22 protein-coding genes are annotated in these 17,602 nt (G+C 49.8%); 14 read left to right on the forward strand and 8 right to left on the reverse strand.

Annotated features, from left to right (window positions below):
• Positions 1-20 precede the first annotated feature (20 nt).
• From J4650_RS01070 to J4650_RS01095, 6 genes are all read left to right on the forward strand, one after another.
• Positions 21-566: a chorismate mutase gene (locus J4650_RS01070; RefSeq protein ID WP_000617985.1), complete on the forward strand. Its 546-nt coding sequence runs from the start codon at positions 21-23 to the stop codon at positions 564-566.
• 197 nt (positions 567-763) lie between these two features.
• Positions 764-1,402, forward strand: coding sequence for a leucine efflux protein LeuE (leuE, locus tag J4650_RS01075; RefSeq protein ID WP_000457190.1), 639 nt, complete (start codon positions 764-766; stop codon positions 1,400-1,402).
• Positions 1,403-1,574: 172 nt separating this feature from the next.
• Positions 1,575-1,937, forward strand: coding sequence for a DUF1971 domain-containing protein YeaR (yeaR, locus tag J4650_RS01080; RefSeq protein WP_001248993.1), 363 nt, complete (start codon positions 1,575-1,577; stop codon positions 1,935-1,937).
• Positions 1,938-1,939: 2 nt separating this feature from the next.
• The gene (locus J4650_RS01085) at positions 1,940-2,122 is read left to right on the forward strand and encodes a DUF1869 domain-containing protein (protein ID WP_000513733.1); all 183 of its coding nucleotides are present in this window, start codon (positions 1,940-1,942) and stop codon (positions 2,120-2,122) included.
• A 229-nt stretch (positions 2,123-2,351) separates the two neighbouring features.
• Positions 2,352-2,993, forward strand: coding sequence for a hypothetical protein (locus J4650_RS01090; protein ID WP_001532438.1), 642 nt, complete (start codon positions 2,352-2,354; stop codon positions 2,991-2,993).
• Between the two features lie 313 nt (positions 2,994-3,306).
• On the forward strand, positions 3,307-3,555 hold the full coding sequence (locus J4650_RS01095) for a GlsB/YeaQ/YmgE family stress response membrane protein (protein ID WP_000512149.1): 249 nt from the start codon (positions 3,307-3,309) through the stop codon (positions 3,553-3,555).
• Between the two features lie 138 nt (positions 3,556-3,693).
• Here the strand turns inward: J4650_RS01095 and J4650_RS01100 are convergent, their stop codons facing one another.
• Positions 3,694-3,792 (reverse strand): YoaK family small membrane protein, encoded by a 99-nt coding sequence (locus J4650_RS01100; protein ID WP_001589065.1) that lies wholly within the window; start codon positions 3,790-3,792, stop codon positions 3,694-3,696.
• A gap of 195 nt (positions 3,793-3,987) precedes the next feature.
• On the opposite strand from J4650_RS01100, the gene J4650_RS01105 reads away from it, so the two are divergent.
• A complete protein-coding gene (locus J4650_RS01105) occupies positions 3,988-4,239 on the forward strand; it encodes a DUF333 domain-containing protein (RefSeq protein ID WP_000673492.1) in 252 nt (83 codons plus the stop codon).
• A gap of 68 nt (positions 4,240-4,307) precedes the next feature.
• Positions 4,308-4,619, forward strand: a complete 312-nt coding sequence (locus tag J4650_RS01110; protein WP_000487126.1) for a hypothetical protein — start codon at positions 4,308-4,310, stop codon at positions 4,617-4,619.
• Here the strand turns inward: J4650_RS01110 and J4650_RS01115 are convergent.
• On the reverse strand, positions 4,605-4,952 hold the full coding sequence (locus tag J4650_RS01115) for a DUF488 domain-containing protein (protein ID WP_001222527.1): 348 nt from the start codon (positions 4,950-4,952) through the stop codon (positions 4,605-4,607). The two genes, J4650_RS01110 and J4650_RS01115, sit on opposite strands and share 15 nt — an antisense overlap.
• A gap of 118 nt (positions 4,953-5,070) precedes the next feature.
• A complete protein-coding gene (locus tag J4650_RS01120) occupies positions 5,071-6,255 on the reverse strand; it encodes a CynX/NimT family MFS transporter (RefSeq protein ID WP_000205341.1) in 1,185 nt (394 codons plus the stop codon).
• A gap of 100 nt (positions 6,256-6,355) precedes the next feature.
• Here J4650_RS01120 and J4650_RS01125 point away from each other — a divergent pair, with 100 nt between their 5' ends.
• Positions 6,356-7,150: a helix-turn-helix transcriptional regulator gene (locus tag J4650_RS01125; protein WP_000579793.1), complete on the forward strand. Its 795-nt coding sequence runs from the start codon at positions 6,356-6,358 to the stop codon at positions 7,148-7,150.
• Here the strand turns inward: J4650_RS01125 and J4650_RS01130 are convergent.
• Entirely contained in the window at positions 7,130-7,576 is a 447-nt protein-coding gene (locus J4650_RS01130) for a DUF441 domain-containing protein (protein WP_000460698.1), read from the reverse strand. The two genes, J4650_RS01125 and J4650_RS01130, sit on opposite strands and share 21 nt — an antisense overlap.
• A gap of 205 nt (positions 7,577-7,781) precedes the next feature.
• Here J4650_RS01130 and yoaI point away from each other — a divergent pair, with 205 nt between their 5' ends.
• Complete coding sequence (gene yoaI, locus J4650_RS01135) at positions 7,782-7,889, forward strand: small membrane protein YoaI (protein ID WP_000272241.1); 108 nt, start codon at positions 7,782-7,784, stop codon at positions 7,887-7,889.
• On the opposite strand, the gene J4650_RS01140 is transcribed toward yoaI, so the two are convergent.
• The gene (locus J4650_RS01140) at positions 7,886-8,404 is read right to left on the reverse strand and encodes a YbaK/prolyl-tRNA synthetase associated domain-containing protein (protein ID WP_010989016.1); all 519 of its coding nucleotides are present in this window, start codon (positions 8,402-8,404) and stop codon (positions 7,886-7,888) included. The two genes, yoaI and J4650_RS01140, sit on opposite strands and share 4 nt — an antisense overlap.
• Positions 8,405-8,453: 49 nt before the next feature.
• Positions 8,454-9,947: a diguanylate cyclase DgcJ gene (gene dgcJ, locus J4650_RS01145; RefSeq protein WP_001048658.1), complete on the reverse strand. Its 1,494-nt coding sequence runs from the start codon at positions 9,945-9,947 to the stop codon at positions 8,454-8,456.
• A gap of 293 nt (positions 9,948-10,240) precedes the next feature.
• Here dgcJ and J4650_RS01150 point away from each other — a divergent pair, with 293 nt between their 5' ends.
• A complete protein-coding gene (locus tag J4650_RS01150) occupies positions 10,241-10,438 on the forward strand; it encodes a hypothetical protein (protein WP_001805136.1) in 198 nt (65 codons plus the stop codon).
• A gap of 149 nt (positions 10,439-10,587) precedes the next feature.
• On the opposite strand, the gene J4650_RS01155 is transcribed toward J4650_RS01150, so the two are convergent.
• Positions 10,588-11,874 (reverse strand): YeaH/YhbH family protein, encoded by a 1,287-nt coding sequence (locus J4650_RS01155; RefSeq protein WP_000219717.1) that lies wholly within the window; start codon positions 11,872-11,874, stop codon positions 10,588-10,590.
• Positions 11,875-11,996: 122 nt separating this feature from the next.
• Positions 11,997-13,931 (reverse strand): protein kinase YeaG, encoded by a 1,935-nt coding sequence (gene yeaG, locus J4650_RS01160; RefSeq protein WP_001518010.1) that lies wholly within the window; start codon positions 13,929-13,931, stop codon positions 11,997-11,999.
• A 426-nt stretch (positions 13,932-14,357) separates the two neighbouring features.
• Here yeaG and J4650_RS01165 point away from each other — a divergent pair, with 426 nt between their 5' ends.
• From J4650_RS01165 to J4650_RS01175, 3 genes are all read left to right on the forward strand, one after another.
• Positions 14,358-15,104 carry a MipA/OmpV family protein gene (locus J4650_RS01165; protein ID WP_000163762.1) on the forward strand — a complete coding sequence of 249 codons (747 nt, stop codon included), beginning with the start codon at positions 14,358-14,360 and terminating at the stop codon, positions 15,102-15,104.
• Positions 15,105-15,393: 289 nt separating this feature from the next.
• Positions 15,394-16,590, forward strand: a complete 1,197-nt coding sequence (locus tag J4650_RS01170) for an anaerobic sulfatase maturase (protein ID WP_000029247.1) — start codon at positions 15,394-15,396, stop codon at positions 16,588-16,590.
• A gap of 96 nt (positions 16,591-16,686) precedes the next feature.
• The gene (locus tag J4650_RS01175) at positions 16,687-17,544 is read left to right on the forward strand and encodes an aldo/keto reductase (RefSeq protein ID WP_000843751.1); all 858 of its coding nucleotides are present in this window, start codon (positions 16,687-16,689) and stop codon (positions 17,542-17,544) included.
• Positions 17,545-17,602 lie beyond the last annotated feature (58 nt).

Here is a 17,602-nt window from a genome sequence, read left to right on the forward strand (position 1 = left end):
CCGTAAAAGGAGGTTGATTAATGATTCGTCATATCGCCATTTTTCTTTGTTCTTTATTGATGTGCAGCACCACTTTTGCCGATTCGGTAACGTCGGTATCGCTTGGCGCGCTCTTAACCGCGCTCAATGAACGCATGTTATTAATGAAAGATGTGGCTGCTTATAAAATGAAGCACCATCTGCCGATAGAGGATTTCACGCGTGAACAAAATGTTTTTGCCGAGGCTGAAGAAGAAGCGAAAAATAACGGTCTGGACCCGCATTCGATAACCCCTTTTATTCGTTCGCTAATGGATGCCAGTAAAGCGATACAGTACCGCTATTTAGCGCAGTGGCGAACCGGCTCAGAACCCTCCTTTCCGATACAAACCTTGTCGGTCACCCGGCAACGTATTCGACAACTTGATAATCAAATGTTGATCATTATCAGCCAGCGCTTGATGGTCGGCGCTTTCAGCCACGACGATATGGTGTGGCTGAGAGCGCAGTTTAATGCGCCGAATCTGAATGAGAGCGATATCAGTAATGTGTTGGCAGCCCTATCTTTGGTACGACGCGCGCGTTAATTCCCCATGAGGAAACGTGGGCCAATACCTGGTGATTGCCTGCGGGGGGCGCGATACAAGAACGTTTTTGGGTGATGTGGATATAAGCGTGGCGGAATAGCGGCCTGGAGAGACGTGGTTTCGCTTCCCATCTTCCGGTGCATTCGTTAGCATACTGTTTCGCAGCTAAGCGTAAATGTTTTCAGGAAGAGGTTAATGTGTTCGCGGAGTATGGTGTTCTGAATTATTGGACGTACCTGGTTGGGGCGATTTTTATCGTTCTGGTACCGGGGCCGAATACGCTTTTTGTGCTTAAAAACAGCGTGGGACGCGGGGTTAAAGGAGGATATCTTGCCGCATGCGGCGTGTTTATCGGCGATGCGATATTAATGTTTCTGGCGTATGCGGGCGTGGCGACGCTGATCAAAACAACGCCGGTTCTGTTTAACATTGTTCGCTATCTCGGCGCGTTTTATCTGCTCTACCTTGGCGCAAAAATCCTTTACGCCACGCTGACCTCAAAAGGGCGTGCGGCGACGGAAACGGTAGTTCCTTTTGGCGCTATTTTTAAGCGTGCTTTAATTCTTAGCCTGACGAATCCTAAAGCCATACTTTTTTATGTTTCCTTTTTTGTGCAATTTATTGACGTTACTGCGCCGCATACTGGGGTGTCATTTTTTATTTTGGCCACCACCCTTGAAATCGTCAGTTTTTGCTATCTGAGCTTTTTAATTCTTTCTGGCGCTTTTGTAACCCACTATATTGGTACCAAAAAGAAACTGGCAAAAGTGGGCAATTCTTTGATTGGCCTTCTTTTCGTCGGATTTGCCGCCCGGCTGGCAACGCTCCAGTCTTAACCACCTGGACCCGTCGTCAACGGCGGGTCATTGCTCTCCTTTCGGTTTTATTGCGTGGAAAACAGCAAAATAGTAACCAATAAATGGTATTTAAAATGCTGTTTTTGGAGCGTAACCTTTTTACGACAGCGATGAGATTATCGCTGAGTAACCTGCGGGAAGAGGGAAGCAAATGCGGCAAATTCCACAAAATCATATCCATACACGTTCCACGCCCTTCTGGAACAAAGAGACGGCGCCTGCCGGAATTTTCGAACGCCACCTTGATAAGGGAACGCGACCCGGCGTTTATCCTCGTCTCTCGGTGATGCAGGGGGCGGTCAAATATCTCGGATACGCTGATGAACATTGCTCTGAGCCGGAAGAGATCATGGTGATCAATGCCGGCGAGTTTGGCGTGTTTCCTCCGGAAAAGTGGCACAATATTGAGGTCATGACGGATGATACCTATTTTAACATCGACTTTTTTGTCGCGCCGGAAGTACTGATGGAAGGGGCGACCTCACGAAAAGTCATTCATGCCGGGAGAGAATAATAATGGGAAAAGCTACTTATACCGTCACGGTCACGAATAATAGCAACGGCGTCTCTGTGGACTATGAAACGGAAGCACCGATGACGTTGCTGGTACCTGAAGTTGCAGCAGAAGTTGTGAAGGATTTGGTCAATACCGTGCGTTCCTACGATACCGAAAACGAACACGACGTTTGCGGTTGGTAAGGATCTTGTAGTATCTATTTGATATAAAGTGATTTTTTAAATCAGAAGCCGCATCGCGCGTCGCCAGCGTGATGCGGTTTTTGCGTATTGAAAAGCGCTGTTTATTTACATCAGACATGGGTTGAAAAGAAACATTAAGAAAACATTAAGAATATCGCATTGTTTGCTAATGAGAGCGTATTCATAAAACTTATGATTGGGTATTAAAAACCAGAAGAGTCTTATAATCATGAAACTCGATACCCGATTAACTTCGTCAGCACTTACTCTTGCGCTTGCCGCTGTGGTCATCCCGTTTACGGCGGACTGGCAATTGCCTTTGCTTAACGGCGTGGTGGTCCGATGGATTGAAAACGGACAAGCGTTATGGTTACTGTTTGGGGCGCTATTTACCGCCTGGTATATACGGCCACTTTCCCGTCCCGAAGGGGCAAAGCAGTTTTGGCTATGGGCTGTTGTCTGGTGGGTGGTGCTATTGGGTAGAAGCACCAGTTGGGGGCGTGACTATTTCCCTGACGAGCCGCGTATGCTGTTCAGAACGATTTCAGTGATATTAATTGCTGCGTTAGTCTTGCCAGTCCTGTTTTCTGCCGGGCTACGTAAGGAGATTGTTCGTCGCCTACGGGACGCTCCTCTGCCATTGTGGCTGTTTACCGTGACGGCATGTTCATATCTGATTTCCGACACTGTCGAGCATCATCGGTGGTTGTCGCCGATATTCCTGCATAACGCTCGTTACACAGATTTGATTGAAGAGCTTTATGAAGTGCCATTTATGATCGGTTTGTTTATGGTGACCGTGGTGTTTATGCAGCAGGACAAGCAGGATGAATGTACTGCGCTGGAGATGACCCCGTATCACGCAAAATAGCGCGGCTGAAAAAGACCATGAATTCGGCATGGGATAGATAGCGGTTAGCAAAAAAAGCCCGCACTCGGTGAGGCGGGCAAATAATACTGGAAGCAATGTGAGCAATGTCGTACCGAACAGGTGGGTTATAAACTCAACCACTCGGTATTGATAAAGATAATCGTTATCATTAATGATTGCAACCCTGATATTTATGCGCTTTTATCCACGACGCTAAAAGGTGATGGATATCACAAACTTCACTTTCCTGACGATGTGCTATTCTTTTTAACGGCAAATAAACCGCTAACGTTAAGACATAAGTGAGGAAAAAATGGGCATTCTTTCATGGATTATTTTTGGACTTATTGCGGGTATTTTGGCTAAGTGGATCATGCCAGGTAAAGATGGCGGCGGATTCTTTATGACGATCATTCTGGGGATCGTTGGTGCGGTAGTCGGAGGATGGATCAGTACGTTCTTTGGCTTTGGCAAAGTGGATGGTTTCAACTTCGGCAGCTTTGCAGTCGCGGTGATCGGTGCGATTGTCGTGCTGTTAATCTACAGAAAAATCAAAAGCTAAACGCAGAACTTTCAGAGATAATAAAGGCTACGACAGGTAGCCTTTATTATTCAAAATGAATTTACCACCAGCCCAGTTCGGTACCCGCCGCCGCAATTAGCGCGATGCCCATCAACACCATCGTTGTTTTCCTCATGGTTATGCTCCCGGCGCGGCGTAACCGCCAATAAAAAACCATGCCAAAAATAATATTGCCGTAATGAAAATGACGACAGGGAAGAGGATACCCACTCTCATGCTATTACCTTCACTGTTCAGGGGGCGCCAGAATAGCAGGGTTTTCTCAGCGACAAAAGGTCGGTTGCTTTGTGACAGGGCGTGGCTATTACTGACTTAACCCGGGATAAACACCCACTAAAGCGCTGACAGAAAGTATGGAAATAGCGTACCCGCCAGGTTATCCTGGACAAAATATCGCTTTAAGGAGTCGTTATGAAATTTACGTGGATTGCGTTGCCAGGCGTATTGCTGCTGAGCGCTTGTTCATCGTCGCAACCCAACGCCCCCCGGCCGCCGCGCATTGGGATGCCTAATCCGGCAGCCGTCTACTGTGAGCAACAGGGCGGTACGCTGATGCCGGTGCAGACCCCACAAGGCGTGCGTTCCGATTGCAAATTGCCCAATGGCGAAATCATTGATGAGTGGACGTTATGGCGCAGAGAGCACCCTGATACGAAAAAGTGACAACCTGCGGTCCGACGGGATATGATTAAGAACAATCTGATAATGAGTTTCATGCGGCGCAAGAAAATATGTTTCAGTTAAAGCCGGGCGCGTTGGCAATAGTTATTGGCGCTAAAACACCCGCCGGACGGCAGAATATTGGTAAATCGGTTGAGCTATTTTGCCTGTGTCAACCCGGAGATGAATTCATTAACCCGGTAAATGGACACGTCACCTTACTGCCGAAAGAAGCGCCTCGGGCGCTGTGGCTGGTCACGGGCGATGTAGCCTCCGCCGATGGCCAGCACGGTTTTGCCTGGGTGCGGGCAGAACATTTGATGCCGTTGTCCCCGGACAGACAACCAGGCCAGGCGGCGGCACGACAATCACAGCTCTCGTAGCCACTCTGCCAGCACAATGGCATGGTTCTGGCGAGTATCTTTAGCGGCGTATAGCAACGTTAGCGGCTGGTGTCGGGCAATATCCGCCAGACGTTTGCCTTCTTGATGCTGTTGCGCAAGTTCTGCCCGGTATTGCTGCGCGAAGTGGTTAAAATCAATCAGTTCGCTATGAAAGGCTTTGCGCAATTCGGTGGAGGGCGTAATGGCCTTATTCCATTCATCATAGACCAGCGCTGCTTTTTTAATGCCGCGCGGCCATAGCCTGTCAACCAATACCCGATAACCATCGTCTTTTTCCGCCGGGAAATAGACGCGCTTACACTGGATTCGCATTTTTCCCTCCTGTGTTGGTGTCGCTTACGGTACTTTTGTCGGATAGCGGTAATGATTTTAATGGATCAGGCCTGATAAACGAAGCGTCATCAGGCATTCAAGTGGGTATCAGGTTTATTTATGACGCTATCTCTCGATCGCGTCCGGCGTAGAGGCCGAAAATCGCCATGATGATAGCCAGAACCGTTACGCCTGACAGCGGTAGATACCAGCTACCGCTGGCATCATGAAGTTTTCCCATGACGGGCGGCCCACATGCCGCCAGTAAATACCCGACCGACTGCGCCATGCCGGAAAGCGCCGCCGCCTGATGCGCCGAACTGGCGCGCAGGCCGATAAACGTCAGGCCGAGGATCATCGTCGCGCCTGAACCGAAGCCGAACAGTAGCGTCCAGATGATCGCCTGGCCCGGCACAAACCAAAGCCCCGCCGCGCCCACCGCGCACAAGAGTGAGACCAGCGCGGCAATCCAGCGTTGATCGTTAAAGCGATGCAAAATAAGCGGAATGGCTAACCCAGGCGCCGCGGTCGCCAGTTGCAGCAGGCCATGTAGCGATCCTGCCTGTGCTTCGCTGTAACCGTGGCTGATGAGTATTGTTGGTAACCAGCCGATAATCACATAATAAATCAGTGAGTTAAGTCCCAGAAACAACGTAACTTGCCAGGCTAAAGGCGAACGCCAGATACCGCGTTCATGTAATGCCCGGGAGCTACTCAGGTTAGCTGAGCGGGTAGTGCGCCACTGCGGCAACCAGATAAGAAACGCCAACAGCGGAAACAGCATTAGCATTAACAGCGCGCCGCGCCAGCCAAAACCGTGCAATGCCAGCGGAACCACCAGCGCGGACCCCAACGCGGCGGCGGCGCCCATCGTCAATGAGTACGCGCCCGTCAGCCTGGCGACATGTTGTGAAAAATCGCGCTTAATCAATCCTGGTAGCAGCACATTACCCAGCGCGATCCCGCACCCAATAATGGCAGTTCCGGCAAATAACAATGCAGCGGAGGGCAGGGAGCGGAGGGCAATACCCGCGCAAATCAGCAGCATTGCGGCGAACAGACTACGTTCCATCCCGAACCGGCGCGCAATACCGGCCGCCAGTGGTGAAACCAGTGCAAACGCCAGAAGCGGCAAGGTTGTTAGCAGGCCCGTCTGGGCGGTGGAAAGACCGTAATCCGAACGGATTGTCTCCAGCAACGGCGCAGCGCCGGTAAATGTTACGCGCAGCGTAGTGGCTATCATCAAAATACCGGCAATCAGTAAAGCGCCTTGTTTGCCGCGTGGTGAAAGGGCTGTCGTCATCGTTTTCTCATCTCGTCAGGCGAGGCGATACCTTAACAGTTTTTACTGTTTGGATGAATCAAGCTAAAATGACAATTTATCGCTAAAATCGGACAATATAATGATTGGCCTGAGACTGGACGGTTACGATCCCGACCTTCACCACGATGCCGCTGTGGCCTTTTGTATTCGCGCCAGGGATGATGAACTGTTTAGCCCTCGCCATCAGCATCGCAAGGGACAGTTGATCCTCGCTCTGCACGGCGCGATCACCTGTGAGGTGGAAAATGCGATGTGGATGGTTCCGCCCCAGTATGCCGTCTGGCTCCCCGGCTCGCTGCCGCACAGTAACCATGTGACCGCAGGGGCGGAGCTGTGCTTTTTATTTATTGAACCTGCGGCGGTCGTCATGCCGGAGCGTTGCTGCACGCTGAAAATTTCGCCGTTATGCCGGGAGTTGATTTTGTCGCTGGCGCGCAGAACCGATCCCGAAAGAGCGCAAATGCCAACGCAGCGCCTTATTCAGGTGTTGTTTGATGAACTGCCGCAGCAGCCGCAGGAACAATTGCAATTACCGGTATCGGGGCATCCGAAAATTCGCCAAATGGTTGAGACAATGGCGCAGGAGCCCGCGCGATGGAATACGTTAGGGCAGTGGGCCAGCGTATTCGCGATGAGCGAGCGTAACCTTGCCCGGCTGGTCGTCAAAGAGACGGGACTAAGCTTTCGTCGCTGGCGTCATCAGTTGCAATTAATTCTGGCGCTACAAGCGCTGATCGCGGGACGTAATGTACAGCAGACGGCGCAAATGCTGGGTTATGATTCCACCACGGCATTCATTACCATGTTTAAAAAAGGCCTGGGGCAGACGCCAGGCCAGTATCTGACGGGCGAGTTACTGCTTCCCCACAATTAAGGAGACCAGCCCCGCCGCAATCAGTGGGCCGACCGGCACGCCGCGAAACAGCGCGACGCCAAGTACCGTACCGACCAGCAGCCCGGCGACGAGTTGCGGTTGGTTTCCCATCAGCGTAATGCCGCGACCGCCCAGCCAGGAGACGAAAACGCCGACGGCAATCGCGACCAGCGATTTCCAGTTCACAAAAGAGTGGATCAATGTGGAGGGCGGTAGGGTTCCGCTGGCGATGGGAGCCATTACGCCGATGGTCAGAATGATAATCCCGACGGTGAGTCCCTGTTTTTCAATCCAGGGAAAAAAGGTATTCAACGGGGTTACGCGGACAATAATCAGCACCAGAATTGAGACGGCGACAGTGGTGTTGTGGCTGATAAATCCCAGAGCTGCCAGTCCGAGCAGGATCAGCAGAGTGACATCAAACATTATGGTTTCCTTGCCAAAAAGTAAGCCTGACTACTTTACGCCCAAACGGGAAAGCGCACAGGCCTTTTTAACGATTGATGCGGATTTCAGGCAACTGCCTGAAAGACAATCTCTACGTGAAAAACGGCGTTGTCATTAAATTGCCATCAACGCCGCGTATTGCTAACAGGTGAACCGTCATTGTTGTCTTCCTGAGGATACAATTATGTACGATCCACCGTTTCTTGAAGCGCTGATGATTACGGCGTCGTTTTTCGCCATTTTTATCATTATCGTTGTGTCGGTATTGCTCCTTGAAGGGGGAGGGGACTAAGCCGTTGGCGATGACTGAAAGCGGCGGAAGACTGCCAGTTCTGGTCGGGCGATGCGCAGATAGTCCTGTGTATTCATAATGACTGATTTTTCCAGCAGGCCGGCATTAAAGGCAATTTCATCGAAACGCTCAAACAGGAGCGGATCGGCGACCAGTTTCAGATTGGGGTGAAAACTGAAAGGCGGGATCGCGCCAAAAACGCAGCCGGTCAGCATATCGACTTCCGCCGGGCTGGCAAGGGAAGCGCGTAAGCCGCCCAGATGTGAAGCAAGCTGAGAGAGGTCGGCTTGCTGATCGGCCGCCAGAATAGCAAGAACGTGCTGGTTGACGCCGTTGCCTTTGACTTTACAGACCAGCGCTTTTGCGCCCTGGCCCAGCGCAGTACCACGTATTTCAGATACCGCTTCGCATTTCCCTACCGCTTCATGGTTCACCACACGATAGCGCGCGTTCTCCTGGGTTAATAAAGCCACTAAACGTTGGTGTGTAGCGACACCCTTCGCGACTTCAGTCATTTCGGCCATTTCTCACTCCTGGTGCAATATGAACATTTACTGCGAAGCACTATGATGAACGATGTTGTTTTTGTTGTTTGTTCAGATAGAGCTGCGCATCGGAAGCCTGGTAGGCATCATTAATCGTATCATTGGGCTGCATATTATAAATCCCGGCAGAAAAATGGACTGTCTTATCCGGTGCGATAATTTGCAGGTTACGAATAATACGCTCCGGCAGATGGATAGCCAAATCCGCCGCGTAATCAACAAGAATAATACAGAACTCATCGCCGCCGAGGCGAATGGCGTAATCGCTTTTACGAATCGATGTTTTAATCGCTTTCGCCAACAGGGTTATAATTCGGTCGCCTTCCTGGTGCCCCTGGGTATCGTTGATCAGTTTTAACCTATCGCAATCAATAGCGACAAATGTCACCGGCGTCCCGGTATTGACCAGGCGTTGCAGTCGCTGTTCCAGCACCGGTGTTAATATTTTACGGTTGTAAAGCCCGGTCATGGCATCGCTAATATTTTCGCGTGTGACGTTGCGATAAAGCCGAAAGTGCATCCGTACCATATTAAGCAGGAGCGCCGTTGCCAGTAAGTAAAAGGCCAGCGCTTTCCAGGACGAGACAAGGAAATAGGTTAAATCAAGGGACAACGAAACGCGCAGTCCACCAGGGATATCATGGCTATAATTCACATATTGAAACAGATTATTTTTGCTTTGATTAATAATAATTTCTTTTCCGGAGTCCATGTCCTTTAGTGTTACGTTAAGATAACGCCAAACCAGCGGACGGTCCTGGGTATAAAAAATATTTTTTAAATTATCCTGGTTAACATCCACCATCACGATACCTTTTAACGTTCCCGCCAGATAGACTGGCGTTAAAAAGCTCATGACGTTTTCCTGGGTAATATCATCCATGTAAATACTGGAAATAACCGTACGGCCGGTAAAAAGTTTATCTATATCTTTTCTGTTAATACCCATTGTGCCTTTTTGTAAAAAAGTCCAACGATGCATGGCGAAGCGCCGTGAGTTGATTAAATCATAGAAATAGACATAATGTTTATTTAAATCAACGTAATAACGGAATTTAAGCTCCAGTGTGCCCAGCCCGTGACTGTGGTCGTCCTGCGAACGGTTGATGCTTACCGCCTGATCAAATGCAGGCAGTAAAAGGGCGTCATCAAGATTATCGGTACATTGTGTAGCGGCAGTTTGCAGAGTGCCATGTAGCGCCGGGTAATTATGCCGGGTCAGGTTGACACCGTGCGTACCGTTAATAGCCTCAAAGGCGTCGCAAAAAGCGCGGCGTTTTTCTGCGGTGACGGGGTCTCCCGGCGCTTCAAAAGTTCGCATCAAATGTGCGGCGATGCTTTGATTCTGGTACTTATCGTACAAAAACGACGAATCGGCTCTCTCCATGATATAACGCATATAGGCATTCATTGCCCTGTCGCTGGCAATAAGTTCGTAAATCAGGAAGGACGATGTCAAAACGATGACGCTTGCCGAGATAAAGTGCCTGAGCGCTTTATGATGCAAATTCATGATGAACTACAGCCCTGAAAGTCGGATGCGTTAGTTTACCATAGCGATGAGAATTCCTCTAATAGACTGTTTAAAAATAAAACGTGTTGATGTTATGGAATAAAAATCATTCTCGATTTAATAAATTCAATAATATATGGTGTTGATATTTTCAGTCGTGACTATTGTCGCAAAAAGTAAATTGTTAATTAACGGCATCGATTTAACACTAACGAAAATAAAATAGCCTTTATTATTACGTGAAAGGAGTGTGAAGTGGTAAGGATAATAATGTACTTCCGTTCGGAGGCACTATGAAACGATTTAAAGAAATGGCAACAATTTTTCTTTTTGCATTGCTGGCAGCGGGGTTCACGTCGTCTGCTATGGCAGCGTCGGGTAGTGATAGCCCGTGGGATTTTGATTTTTCGGGTCCATGGCTTTTTTGTAAGCTGCAAAAACCTGATTCTCTGCAATTACCGCCACCTTTTGGTGAGTATTGCTGGCATTAATAAATCCATAGTATTTCAGTGATAAGTCGGCGCATGTAAGGTTAATCCAGTCAGGAGATATACAGGTTTACGGCTATTGTAGTGGTAGTATGTATAATTGCCTTGTTAGTGATAAATCAGCCCGTGACTCATTACGGGCTGATTTATGGTTATGCACTTTGATTGGCGCTCTGTTTCTGAAACAATTCGCGGAATACCGGATAAATATCCTCCTGATCGCGAATATGCTGCATGGCGAAGTTATCGAACGTCGCCTGCAGATGTTCATACTCACGCCATAAGGTCTGGTGGGCGCGGCGGGTAATCTCGATATAGCTGTAATAGCGCACTACCGGCAGCAGCTTTTTCGCCAGAATCTCATGACACAGCGGTGAGTCGTCGGCCCAGTTATCACCGTCTGACGCTTGCGCCGCATAGATGTTCCACTGACCGGGGTCGTAGCGCTCTTTAACTACTTCGTCCATGAGTTTAAGCGCGCTGGAGACAATCGTTCCGCCGGTCTCTTGTGAATAAAAGAACTCATGTTCGTCCACTTCCTTCGCCTGGGTATGGTGGCGGATATAAACCACTTCGACGTTCTTATACGTTCGGCTTAAAAACAGATAGAGCAGAATGTAAAAACGCTTGGCCATATCTTTGGTTGCCTGGTCCATCGAACCCGAGACGTCCATCAGACAGAACATCACCGCCTGGCTGGAGGGCTCAGGCCGTTTTTCATAATTTTTATAGCGTAAATCAAAAGTGTCGATAAACGGCACCCGCTCGATTTTAGCCCGTAGTTCGGCAATCTCCCGACGTAACCGCTCCTCTTCAAGCAGTTGCGCTGGTTCGCTTTTGCTGATGGTCTCCAGTTCCGTTTCCAGCGCGTGCAGTTCGCGGCGTTTTCCTGCCGTCATTGCTGTACGGCGCGCCAGAGAGTTTTGTAGCGAACGTACCACGCTGATATTGGCCGGCACGCCGTTTGAGGTGAAACCGGCGCGGTGAGTTTTATACTCGTTAAGCTGGCGATGCTGGTTTTTTTTCAGATTAGGCAGCGCTAAATCTTCAAAGAGCAGATCCAGATACTCATCTTTTGAAATCTGAAAAACAAACTCATCCTGGCCTTCGCCGTCCTGGCTGGCCTGACCTTGACCGCTACCGGAACCGCCGCCGCCACCGCCTTGCGGACGCTCAATGCGATCATTCTGGATAAAGTGATCGTTACCCGGATGGACGCGATGGCGCAGACCGCCGCGCCCCTGATGAAACATCGGTTCGCTAATATCATCGGTTGGAATAGAGACGGACTCTCCGCTGTCGACATCGGTCACAGAGCGTTTATTAATCGCTTCGGAAATCGACTGCTTAATTTGTGCTTTATAACGGCGCAAAAAGCGCTGGCGATTCACCGTGCTTTTATTTTTGCCGTTAAGACGTCGGTCTATGAACCAGGTCATATGCCCCCCGTACTGCCAACTGAGCGCCTGTTCTGTCAGTGCCGGATAGCGCTAATGCTTAGCCAGTCTACAGAACATTACTTTGTAGGCCCGGTAAGCGCAAGCGCCACCGGGCATTAACATCACGACGATTTACGCACGCGCAGGTACCACTCGCACAGCAAACGAACCTGCTTACGGGTATACCCTTTTTCCATCATCCGATCGACAAAGTCGTCATGCTTTTTCTGCTCGTCAGTCGACGTTTTGGCGTTAAAAGAAATGACCGGCAACAGCTCTTCAGTATTAGAGAACATTTTTTTCTCAATCACCGTGCGCAGCTTCTCGTAACTGGTCCAGTTTGGATTACGGCCGCTATTGTTGGCTCTGGCGCGCAGGACAAAGTTTACTATCTCATTACGGAAATCTTTCGGGTTACTGATACCCGCTGGTTTTTCAATTTTTTCCAGTTCGGCGTTCAGCGACTCGCGATCGAACAGTTGACCGGTATCCGGGTCGCGATACTCCTGATCCTGAATCCAGAAATCCGCATAAGTCACGTAACGATCAAAAATGTTCTGCCCGTACTCAGAATAAGATTCGAGATAGGCCGTCTGGATCTCCTTGCCGATAAATTCGGCGTATTTCGGGATCAGGTAGCCTTTCAGGAACTCCAGATAACGCTCAGCTTGCTCCTGCGGGAACTGCTCGCGCTCGATTTGTTGTTCCAGAACGTAGAACAGATGTACCGGGTTTGCCGCCACTTCCGCATGGTCGAAGTTGAATACGCGGGAGAGGATCTTAAAGGCGAATCGGGTGGAGAGACCGTTCATCCCTTCGTCCACACCCGCATAGTCGCGATACTCCTGGTACGATTTAGCTTTGGGGTCGGTATCTTTCAGGCTTTCACCGTCATAAACGCGCATTTTCGAGTAAATACTGGAATTTTCCGGCTCTTTCAGGCGGGAAAGAATCGAGAAGCGCGAAAGCGTTTCCAACGTGCCCGGCGCGCAGGGCGCATGAGCCAGCTCGCTATGATTAAGTAGTTTCTCGTAGATTTTGATCTCTTCGGAGATTCGCAGGCAATAAGGCACCTTCACAATATAGACACGGTCGAGGAACGCTTCGTTATTTTTATTGTTACGGAAAGTCACCCACTCAGATTCGTTTGAGTGGGCAAGTATGATGCCATTAAAGGGCAGGGCGGAAATACCTTCCGTGCCATTGTAGTTACCTTCCTGAGTTGCGGTCAGCAAGGGGTGCAGCACCTTAATAGGCGCTTTAAACATCTCGACGAACTCCATGATCCCCTGGTTAGCGCGGCACAGCGCGCCAGAGTAACCATACGCATCCGGATCGTTCTGAGCGTGATGTTCGAGTTTACGAATATCCACCTTGCCGACCAGCGCCGAAATATCCTGGTTGTTTTCATCGCCGGGTTCCGTTTTGGCGATGGCAATCTGCTCCAGAATGGAGGGCCAGACTTTCACCACGCGGAATTTAGTAATATCGCCGCCAAACTCATGCAGGCGTTTGGCCGCCCACGGGGACATAATCGTACCGAGATAGCGGCGCGGAATACCGTACTCTTTTTCCAGAATCTGCGCGTCTTCCTGCGGATTAAACAGGCATAACGGATGATCGTTGACCGGACTACGCTCGCCGTTGGCGCTTAAAACATAAATTGGCACGCGCTGCATTAGCGATTTCAGCCGTTCAGCGAGCGATGATTTGCCACCCCCCACAGGTCCCAGCAAATAGAGAATTTGCTTCTTCTCTTCCAGCCCTTGCGCCGCATGTTTCAGATAAGAGACAATCTGTTCAATCGCGTCTTCCATGCCGTAAAACTCTTCAAACGCAGGATAGCGAGCAATAACCCGGTTGGAGAAGAGTCGGGAAAGTCGGGGTTCCTGGGCAGTGTCGACCATATTAGGCTCGCCGATAGCCATTAATAGCCGCTCTGCCGCGTTGGCATAAGCACTGCGATCTTGCCGACAAATGGTAAGAAAATCCTGCAGTGTGAACTCTTCGTCCTTGGCAGCTTCGTAACGCTGGCGATAGTGATCGAATATATTCATGATATGCCATCCTTTCGTTTTTTCGCACATGTTAAGAGCCGTTCATATGAATAGTAGAGGCTCCCGGAAGAGGTAGACTGAACGCCGTCTCTGCTAAGGGAAAAAAAGCAACTCTCATGCCATTTTATTGGTCAGAAGATCAACGTGTCCGGTGATACACCTTCTTAACATTAAGCGTAGATGGCATTTGCAAAACTTGCCTGTACGCGTCAGTGGATTTCGATGACATATCAATAACTCATCAGGTAGAAAAGGCTGGTGGATATCAGAAAAAGCGTTCCCGGTCACATAACGATCATCAGCCGATCATCTGAAAATAATCGGTGGTGGTGATATTAAACGGTTACATTGTGTAAAATAGTTGGGCTTACAGGTATTGGCGGTTACACTTTTGCCGCAGAACATTTGAATAAGGAATTATGGATTGTGACCAAACTTAAACTTCTGGCTCTTGGCGTGTTTATTGCAACATCCGCCAGCGTCGCGCACGCTGAAAGCAACCTGACGTTGGGCGCAGGCGTTGGTGTGGTTGAACACCCTTATAAAGATTACGATAGCGATGTTTATCCGATACCGGTCATCGCTTATGAAAGCGAAAACTTCTGGTTCCGTGGTCTGGGCGGCGGGTACTACTTGTGGAATGACAATGCCGATAAGTTGTCAATCATGGCATACTGGTCCCCGATGTACTTCAAACCGGGCGACAGCGATGACCATCAGTTGCGTCGTCTGGACAGGCGTAAAAGTACTATGATGGCGGGCGTTTCTTACGCGCATCACACCCAGTATGGATTCCTGCGTACCTCACTGGCAGGGGATACGTTGGATAACAGTAACGGTATTGTCTGGGATCTGGCCTGGCTGTATCGGTATACCAATGGCGGGCTGACCTTAACGCCTGGTATCGGGGTTGAATGGAATAGCGAGAACCAGAACGATTACTATTACGGCGTATCACGTAAAGAATCTTCGCGTAGCGGCCTGCGCGGCTATAACCCGAACGATAGCTGGAACCCGTATCTTGAACTTAGCGCTAACTATAATTTCGCCGGTAACTGGAGCGTATATGGTACTGCGCGCTACACCCGCCTGTCGGATGAAATTACCGACAGCCCGATGGTGGATAAATCCTGGACCGGTATCCTTTCTACTGGCGTGACCTATAGATTCTGATTGATTGAATTTGCCGGAAAAACCACGACAAAGCCTGCGTTATGCGGGCTTTGTGCTGTCTGAAACGCGAACATGACGGCTTGCATAAATGCGCTGTTGACCGGGTATGGCGCAGCCTTATGTGATTTATACTTTGTTACATCAATTTAAAAAACTAGCCTTTTATATGAAAAATCCAGGTGATTACAACTGCGCTAACAATTAGCGTAATAATTGTTGCAATGCTGGCTGATATCGCCCTGTCACGTCCCGCTTATGCTATACCCATTCTTCACAGCGAGTAAGACGAATGAGCATAGTATTCAATACCGTAGCCAAGCCCAGCGGCAGTCTGTGTAACTTATCCTGCAAGTACTGTTTCTATCTTGATAAACCCCGGGGGCAGCGCGTCATGTCTGACGATGTGCTGGAGACGTATATCCGCCGGGTAATTGATGATACGCCATCCTCAGAGGTCTCGTTTTGCTGGCAGGGGGGAGAGCCGACGCTATGCGGTCTTTCTTTTTACCAAAAAGTGGTGCGCTTGCAGCAACGCTATGCCAACGGCAAAACTATCTACAACAGTCTGCAAACCAATGGCGTATTAATCAATGAAGAGTGGGCGGCATTCTTTGCGCAGCATCAGTTCCTGATTGGTATATCGATTGATGGGCCGCAAGTCGTTCATGATAATTACCGGAAAACACCGTCAGGGCGGGCGTCTTTTTCCCGGGTCGTGAATGCTATCCGCCTTCTGCAGGCAAATGATGTCGAGTTCAATACGCTCACTGTCGTGAATGATGCATCATGCCGTCATGGCAACGCTATTTATCATTTTTTGACGCAGGAACTGGAAAGTAAACACCTGCAATTTATTCCCATTGTTGAGCCGCTCGCGCAAAAAGCGCAGCGTTCTTTGACGTTATCTGACAATGAAGATTCGCCTTCGCTGATGCCCTTTTCCGTCACGCCTGAAGGGTGGGGCGCCTTTATGTGCGATGTTTTTGATCAATGGATACGTCACGATGTCGGACGCATATTCGTACAGCTTTTTGACAACTTACTTGGCGTCTGGATGGGGGAGCCCGCCACGCTTTGTACGATGCAGTCGACCTGCGGGCAAAGTTTGCTGGTGGAGCAGAATGGCGACGTGTTTAGCTGCGACCATTTTGTTTTTCCCGCCTATAAACTGGGCAATCTGCAGCAACACTCTTTAGAAGAAATGGCGGCCTCTCCTTTTCAGCAGCAGTTTGGCGCGGCTAAAGCAAACCTTTCTTCACGCTGCCAGAACTGTACGTGGCGCTTTGCCTGTCACGGCGGTTGTCCGAAACATCGAATTTGTATGGACGGCGGCGAACGGCAAAATTATCTCTGTAAAGGATATCTGGAGTTCTTTCAACATGTGACGCCCTATATGAATGTGATGCGTCAATTATTACTGAATCAGCGACCCGCCGCGCATATTACTCGCATCGTCGACATGATTGCGGATGACGTTCGTCAGTGACAAGAAAATCGCCCCCTTGCGCGGTATGATGCCGGACATTACCGTAGGGTCTAAGAGTCCTGTATTGTTTTACCGTCGAGTGACATTGAAAAGGAAATGAAATCAGTGAAAAACGTAACGTTTTGCGGGCAGGTGACGCTTCCTGCCATCGGACAGGGAACATGGTATATGGGCGAGCGCGCGGATCAACGTCAGCGCGAGGTTTCGGCGTTGCGCGCGGGGCTGGATTTGGGGTTACGCCTTATTGATACAGCGGAAATGTATGCCGACGGCGGGGCGGAAAAGGTCGTGGGCGAGGCGTTAGCAGGGCGACGCGATGAGGCATTTCTGGTGTCAAAAGTGTACCCGTGGAACGCTGGCGGCCAGAAGATAGTTGCCGCCTGTGAAGAAAGCCTGCGTCGTCTGAAAACAGATTATCTCGATCTCTATCTATTGCACTGGGCCGGAAGCTTTTCATTCGAAGAGACCGTTGAAGGTATGGAGCGGCTAATCGCGCAGGGGAAAATTCGCCGTTGGGGAGTCTCTAATCTTGATTATGACGATATGCAGGCGCTGTGGCGCATCCCTGGGGGACAGCAATGCGCGACAAATCAGGTGCTCTATCATCTGGCGTCACGTGGTATTGAGTATGATTTATTGCCGTGGTGTCAACAACAGCGAATGCCAGTGATGGCCTATAGCCCGCTGGCGCAGGCTGGCCGGTTACGTAGCGGTTTACTGAATCATCCGGTGGTGAATGAAATTGCGCAAGCGCATAACGCTACGGCGGCGCAAATCTTACTGACGTGGGTGATTGCGCATCCGGGCGTGATGGCGATCCCGAAAGCCGGAAGTACAGAACACGTGAAGCAAAATGCGGCGGCGCTTGAGATCGCCTTGTCAGCAAACGAACTTGCCTTACTGGACAACGCCTGGCCTGCGCCAAAAGGGAAAACCGCGTTGGATATGGTGTGACGCCGGATAAAATGTGTAAGCGCCGCCATCCGGCAGGTCATGCCTGATGGCGGCTGAC

The organism is Salmonella sp. 32120201201600049SM (genome assembly GCF_017572835.1).
Taxonomy (GTDB): Bacteria; Pseudomonadota; Gammaproteobacteria; order Enterobacterales; family Enterobacteriaceae; genus Salmonella; species Salmonella enterica.

Bases quoted from the DNA above. Each gene is read 5' to 3' on its own strand.
- J4650_RS01070 (WP_000617985.1), top strand. From the start codon at position 21: ATGATTCGTCATATCGCCATTTTTCTTTGTTCTTTATTGATGTGCAGC.
- yeaR (WP_001248993.1), top strand. From the start codon at position 1,575: ATGCGGCAAATTCCACAAAATCATATCCATACACGTTCCACGCCCTTC.
- J4650_RS01085 (WP_000513733.1), top strand. From the start codon at position 1,940: ATGGGAAAAGCTACTTATACCGTCACGGTCACGAATAATAGCAACGGC.
- J4650_RS01090 (WP_001532438.1), top strand. From the start codon at position 2,352: ATGAAACTCGATACCCGATTAACTTCGTCAGCACTTACTCTTGCGCTT.
- J4650_RS01095 (WP_000512149.1), top strand. From the start codon at position 3,307: ATGGGCATTCTTTCATGGATTATTTTTGGACTTATTGCGGGTATTTTG.
- J4650_RS01100 (WP_001589065.1), bottom strand. From the start codon at position 3,792: ATGAGAGTGGGTATCCTCTTCCCTGTCGTCATTTTCATTACGGCAATA.
- J4650_RS01105 (WP_000673492.1), top strand. From the start codon at position 3,988: ATGAAATTTACGTGGATTGCGTTGCCAGGCGTATTGCTGCTGAGCGCT.
- J4650_RS01110 (WP_000487126.1), top strand. From the start codon at position 4,308: ATGTTTCAGTTAAAGCCGGGCGCGTTGGCAATAGTTATTGGCGCTAAA.
- J4650_RS01115 (WP_001222527.1), bottom strand. From the start codon at position 4,952: ATGCGAATCCAGTGTAAGCGCGTCTATTTCCCGGCGGAAAAAGACGAT.
- J4650_RS01120 (WP_000205341.1), bottom strand. From the start codon at position 6,255: ATGACGACAGCCCTTTCACCACGCGGCAAACAAGGCGCTTTACTGATT.
- J4650_RS01125 (WP_000579793.1), top strand. From the start codon at position 6,356: ATGATTGGCCTGAGACTGGACGGTTACGATCCCGACCTTCACCACGAT.
- J4650_RS01130 (WP_000460698.1), bottom strand. From the start codon at position 7,576: ATGTTTGATGTCACTCTGCTGATCCTGCTCGGACTGGCAGCTCTGGGA.
- yoaI (WP_000272241.1), top strand. From the start codon at position 7,782: ATGTACGATCCACCGTTTCTTGAAGCGCTGATGATTACGGCGTCGTTT.
- J4650_RS01140 (WP_010989016.1), bottom strand. From the start codon at position 8,404: ATGACTGAAGTCGCGAAGGGTGTCGCTACACACCAACGTTTAGTGGCT.
- dgcJ (WP_001048658.1), bottom strand. From the start codon at position 9,947: ATGAATTTGCATCATAAAGCGCTCAGGCACTTTATCTCGGCAAGCGTC.
- J4650_RS01150 (WP_001805136.1), top strand. From the start codon at position 10,241: ATGAAACGATTTAAAGAAATGGCAACAATTTTTCTTTTTGCATTGCTG.
- J4650_RS01155 (WP_000219717.1), bottom strand. From the start codon at position 11,874: ATGACCTGGTTCATAGACCGACGTCTTAACGGCAAAAATAAAAGCACG.
- yeaG (WP_001518010.1), bottom strand. From the start codon at position 13,931: ATGAATATATTCGATCACTATCGCCAGCGTTACGAAGCTGCCAAGGAC.
- J4650_RS01170 (WP_000029247.1), top strand. From the start codon at position 15,394: ATGAGCATAGTATTCAATACCGTAGCCAAGCCCAGCGGCAGTCTGTGT.
- J4650_RS01175 (WP_000843751.1), top strand. From the start codon at position 16,687: ATGAAATCAGTGAAAAACGTAACGTTTTGCGGGCAGGTGACGCTTCCT.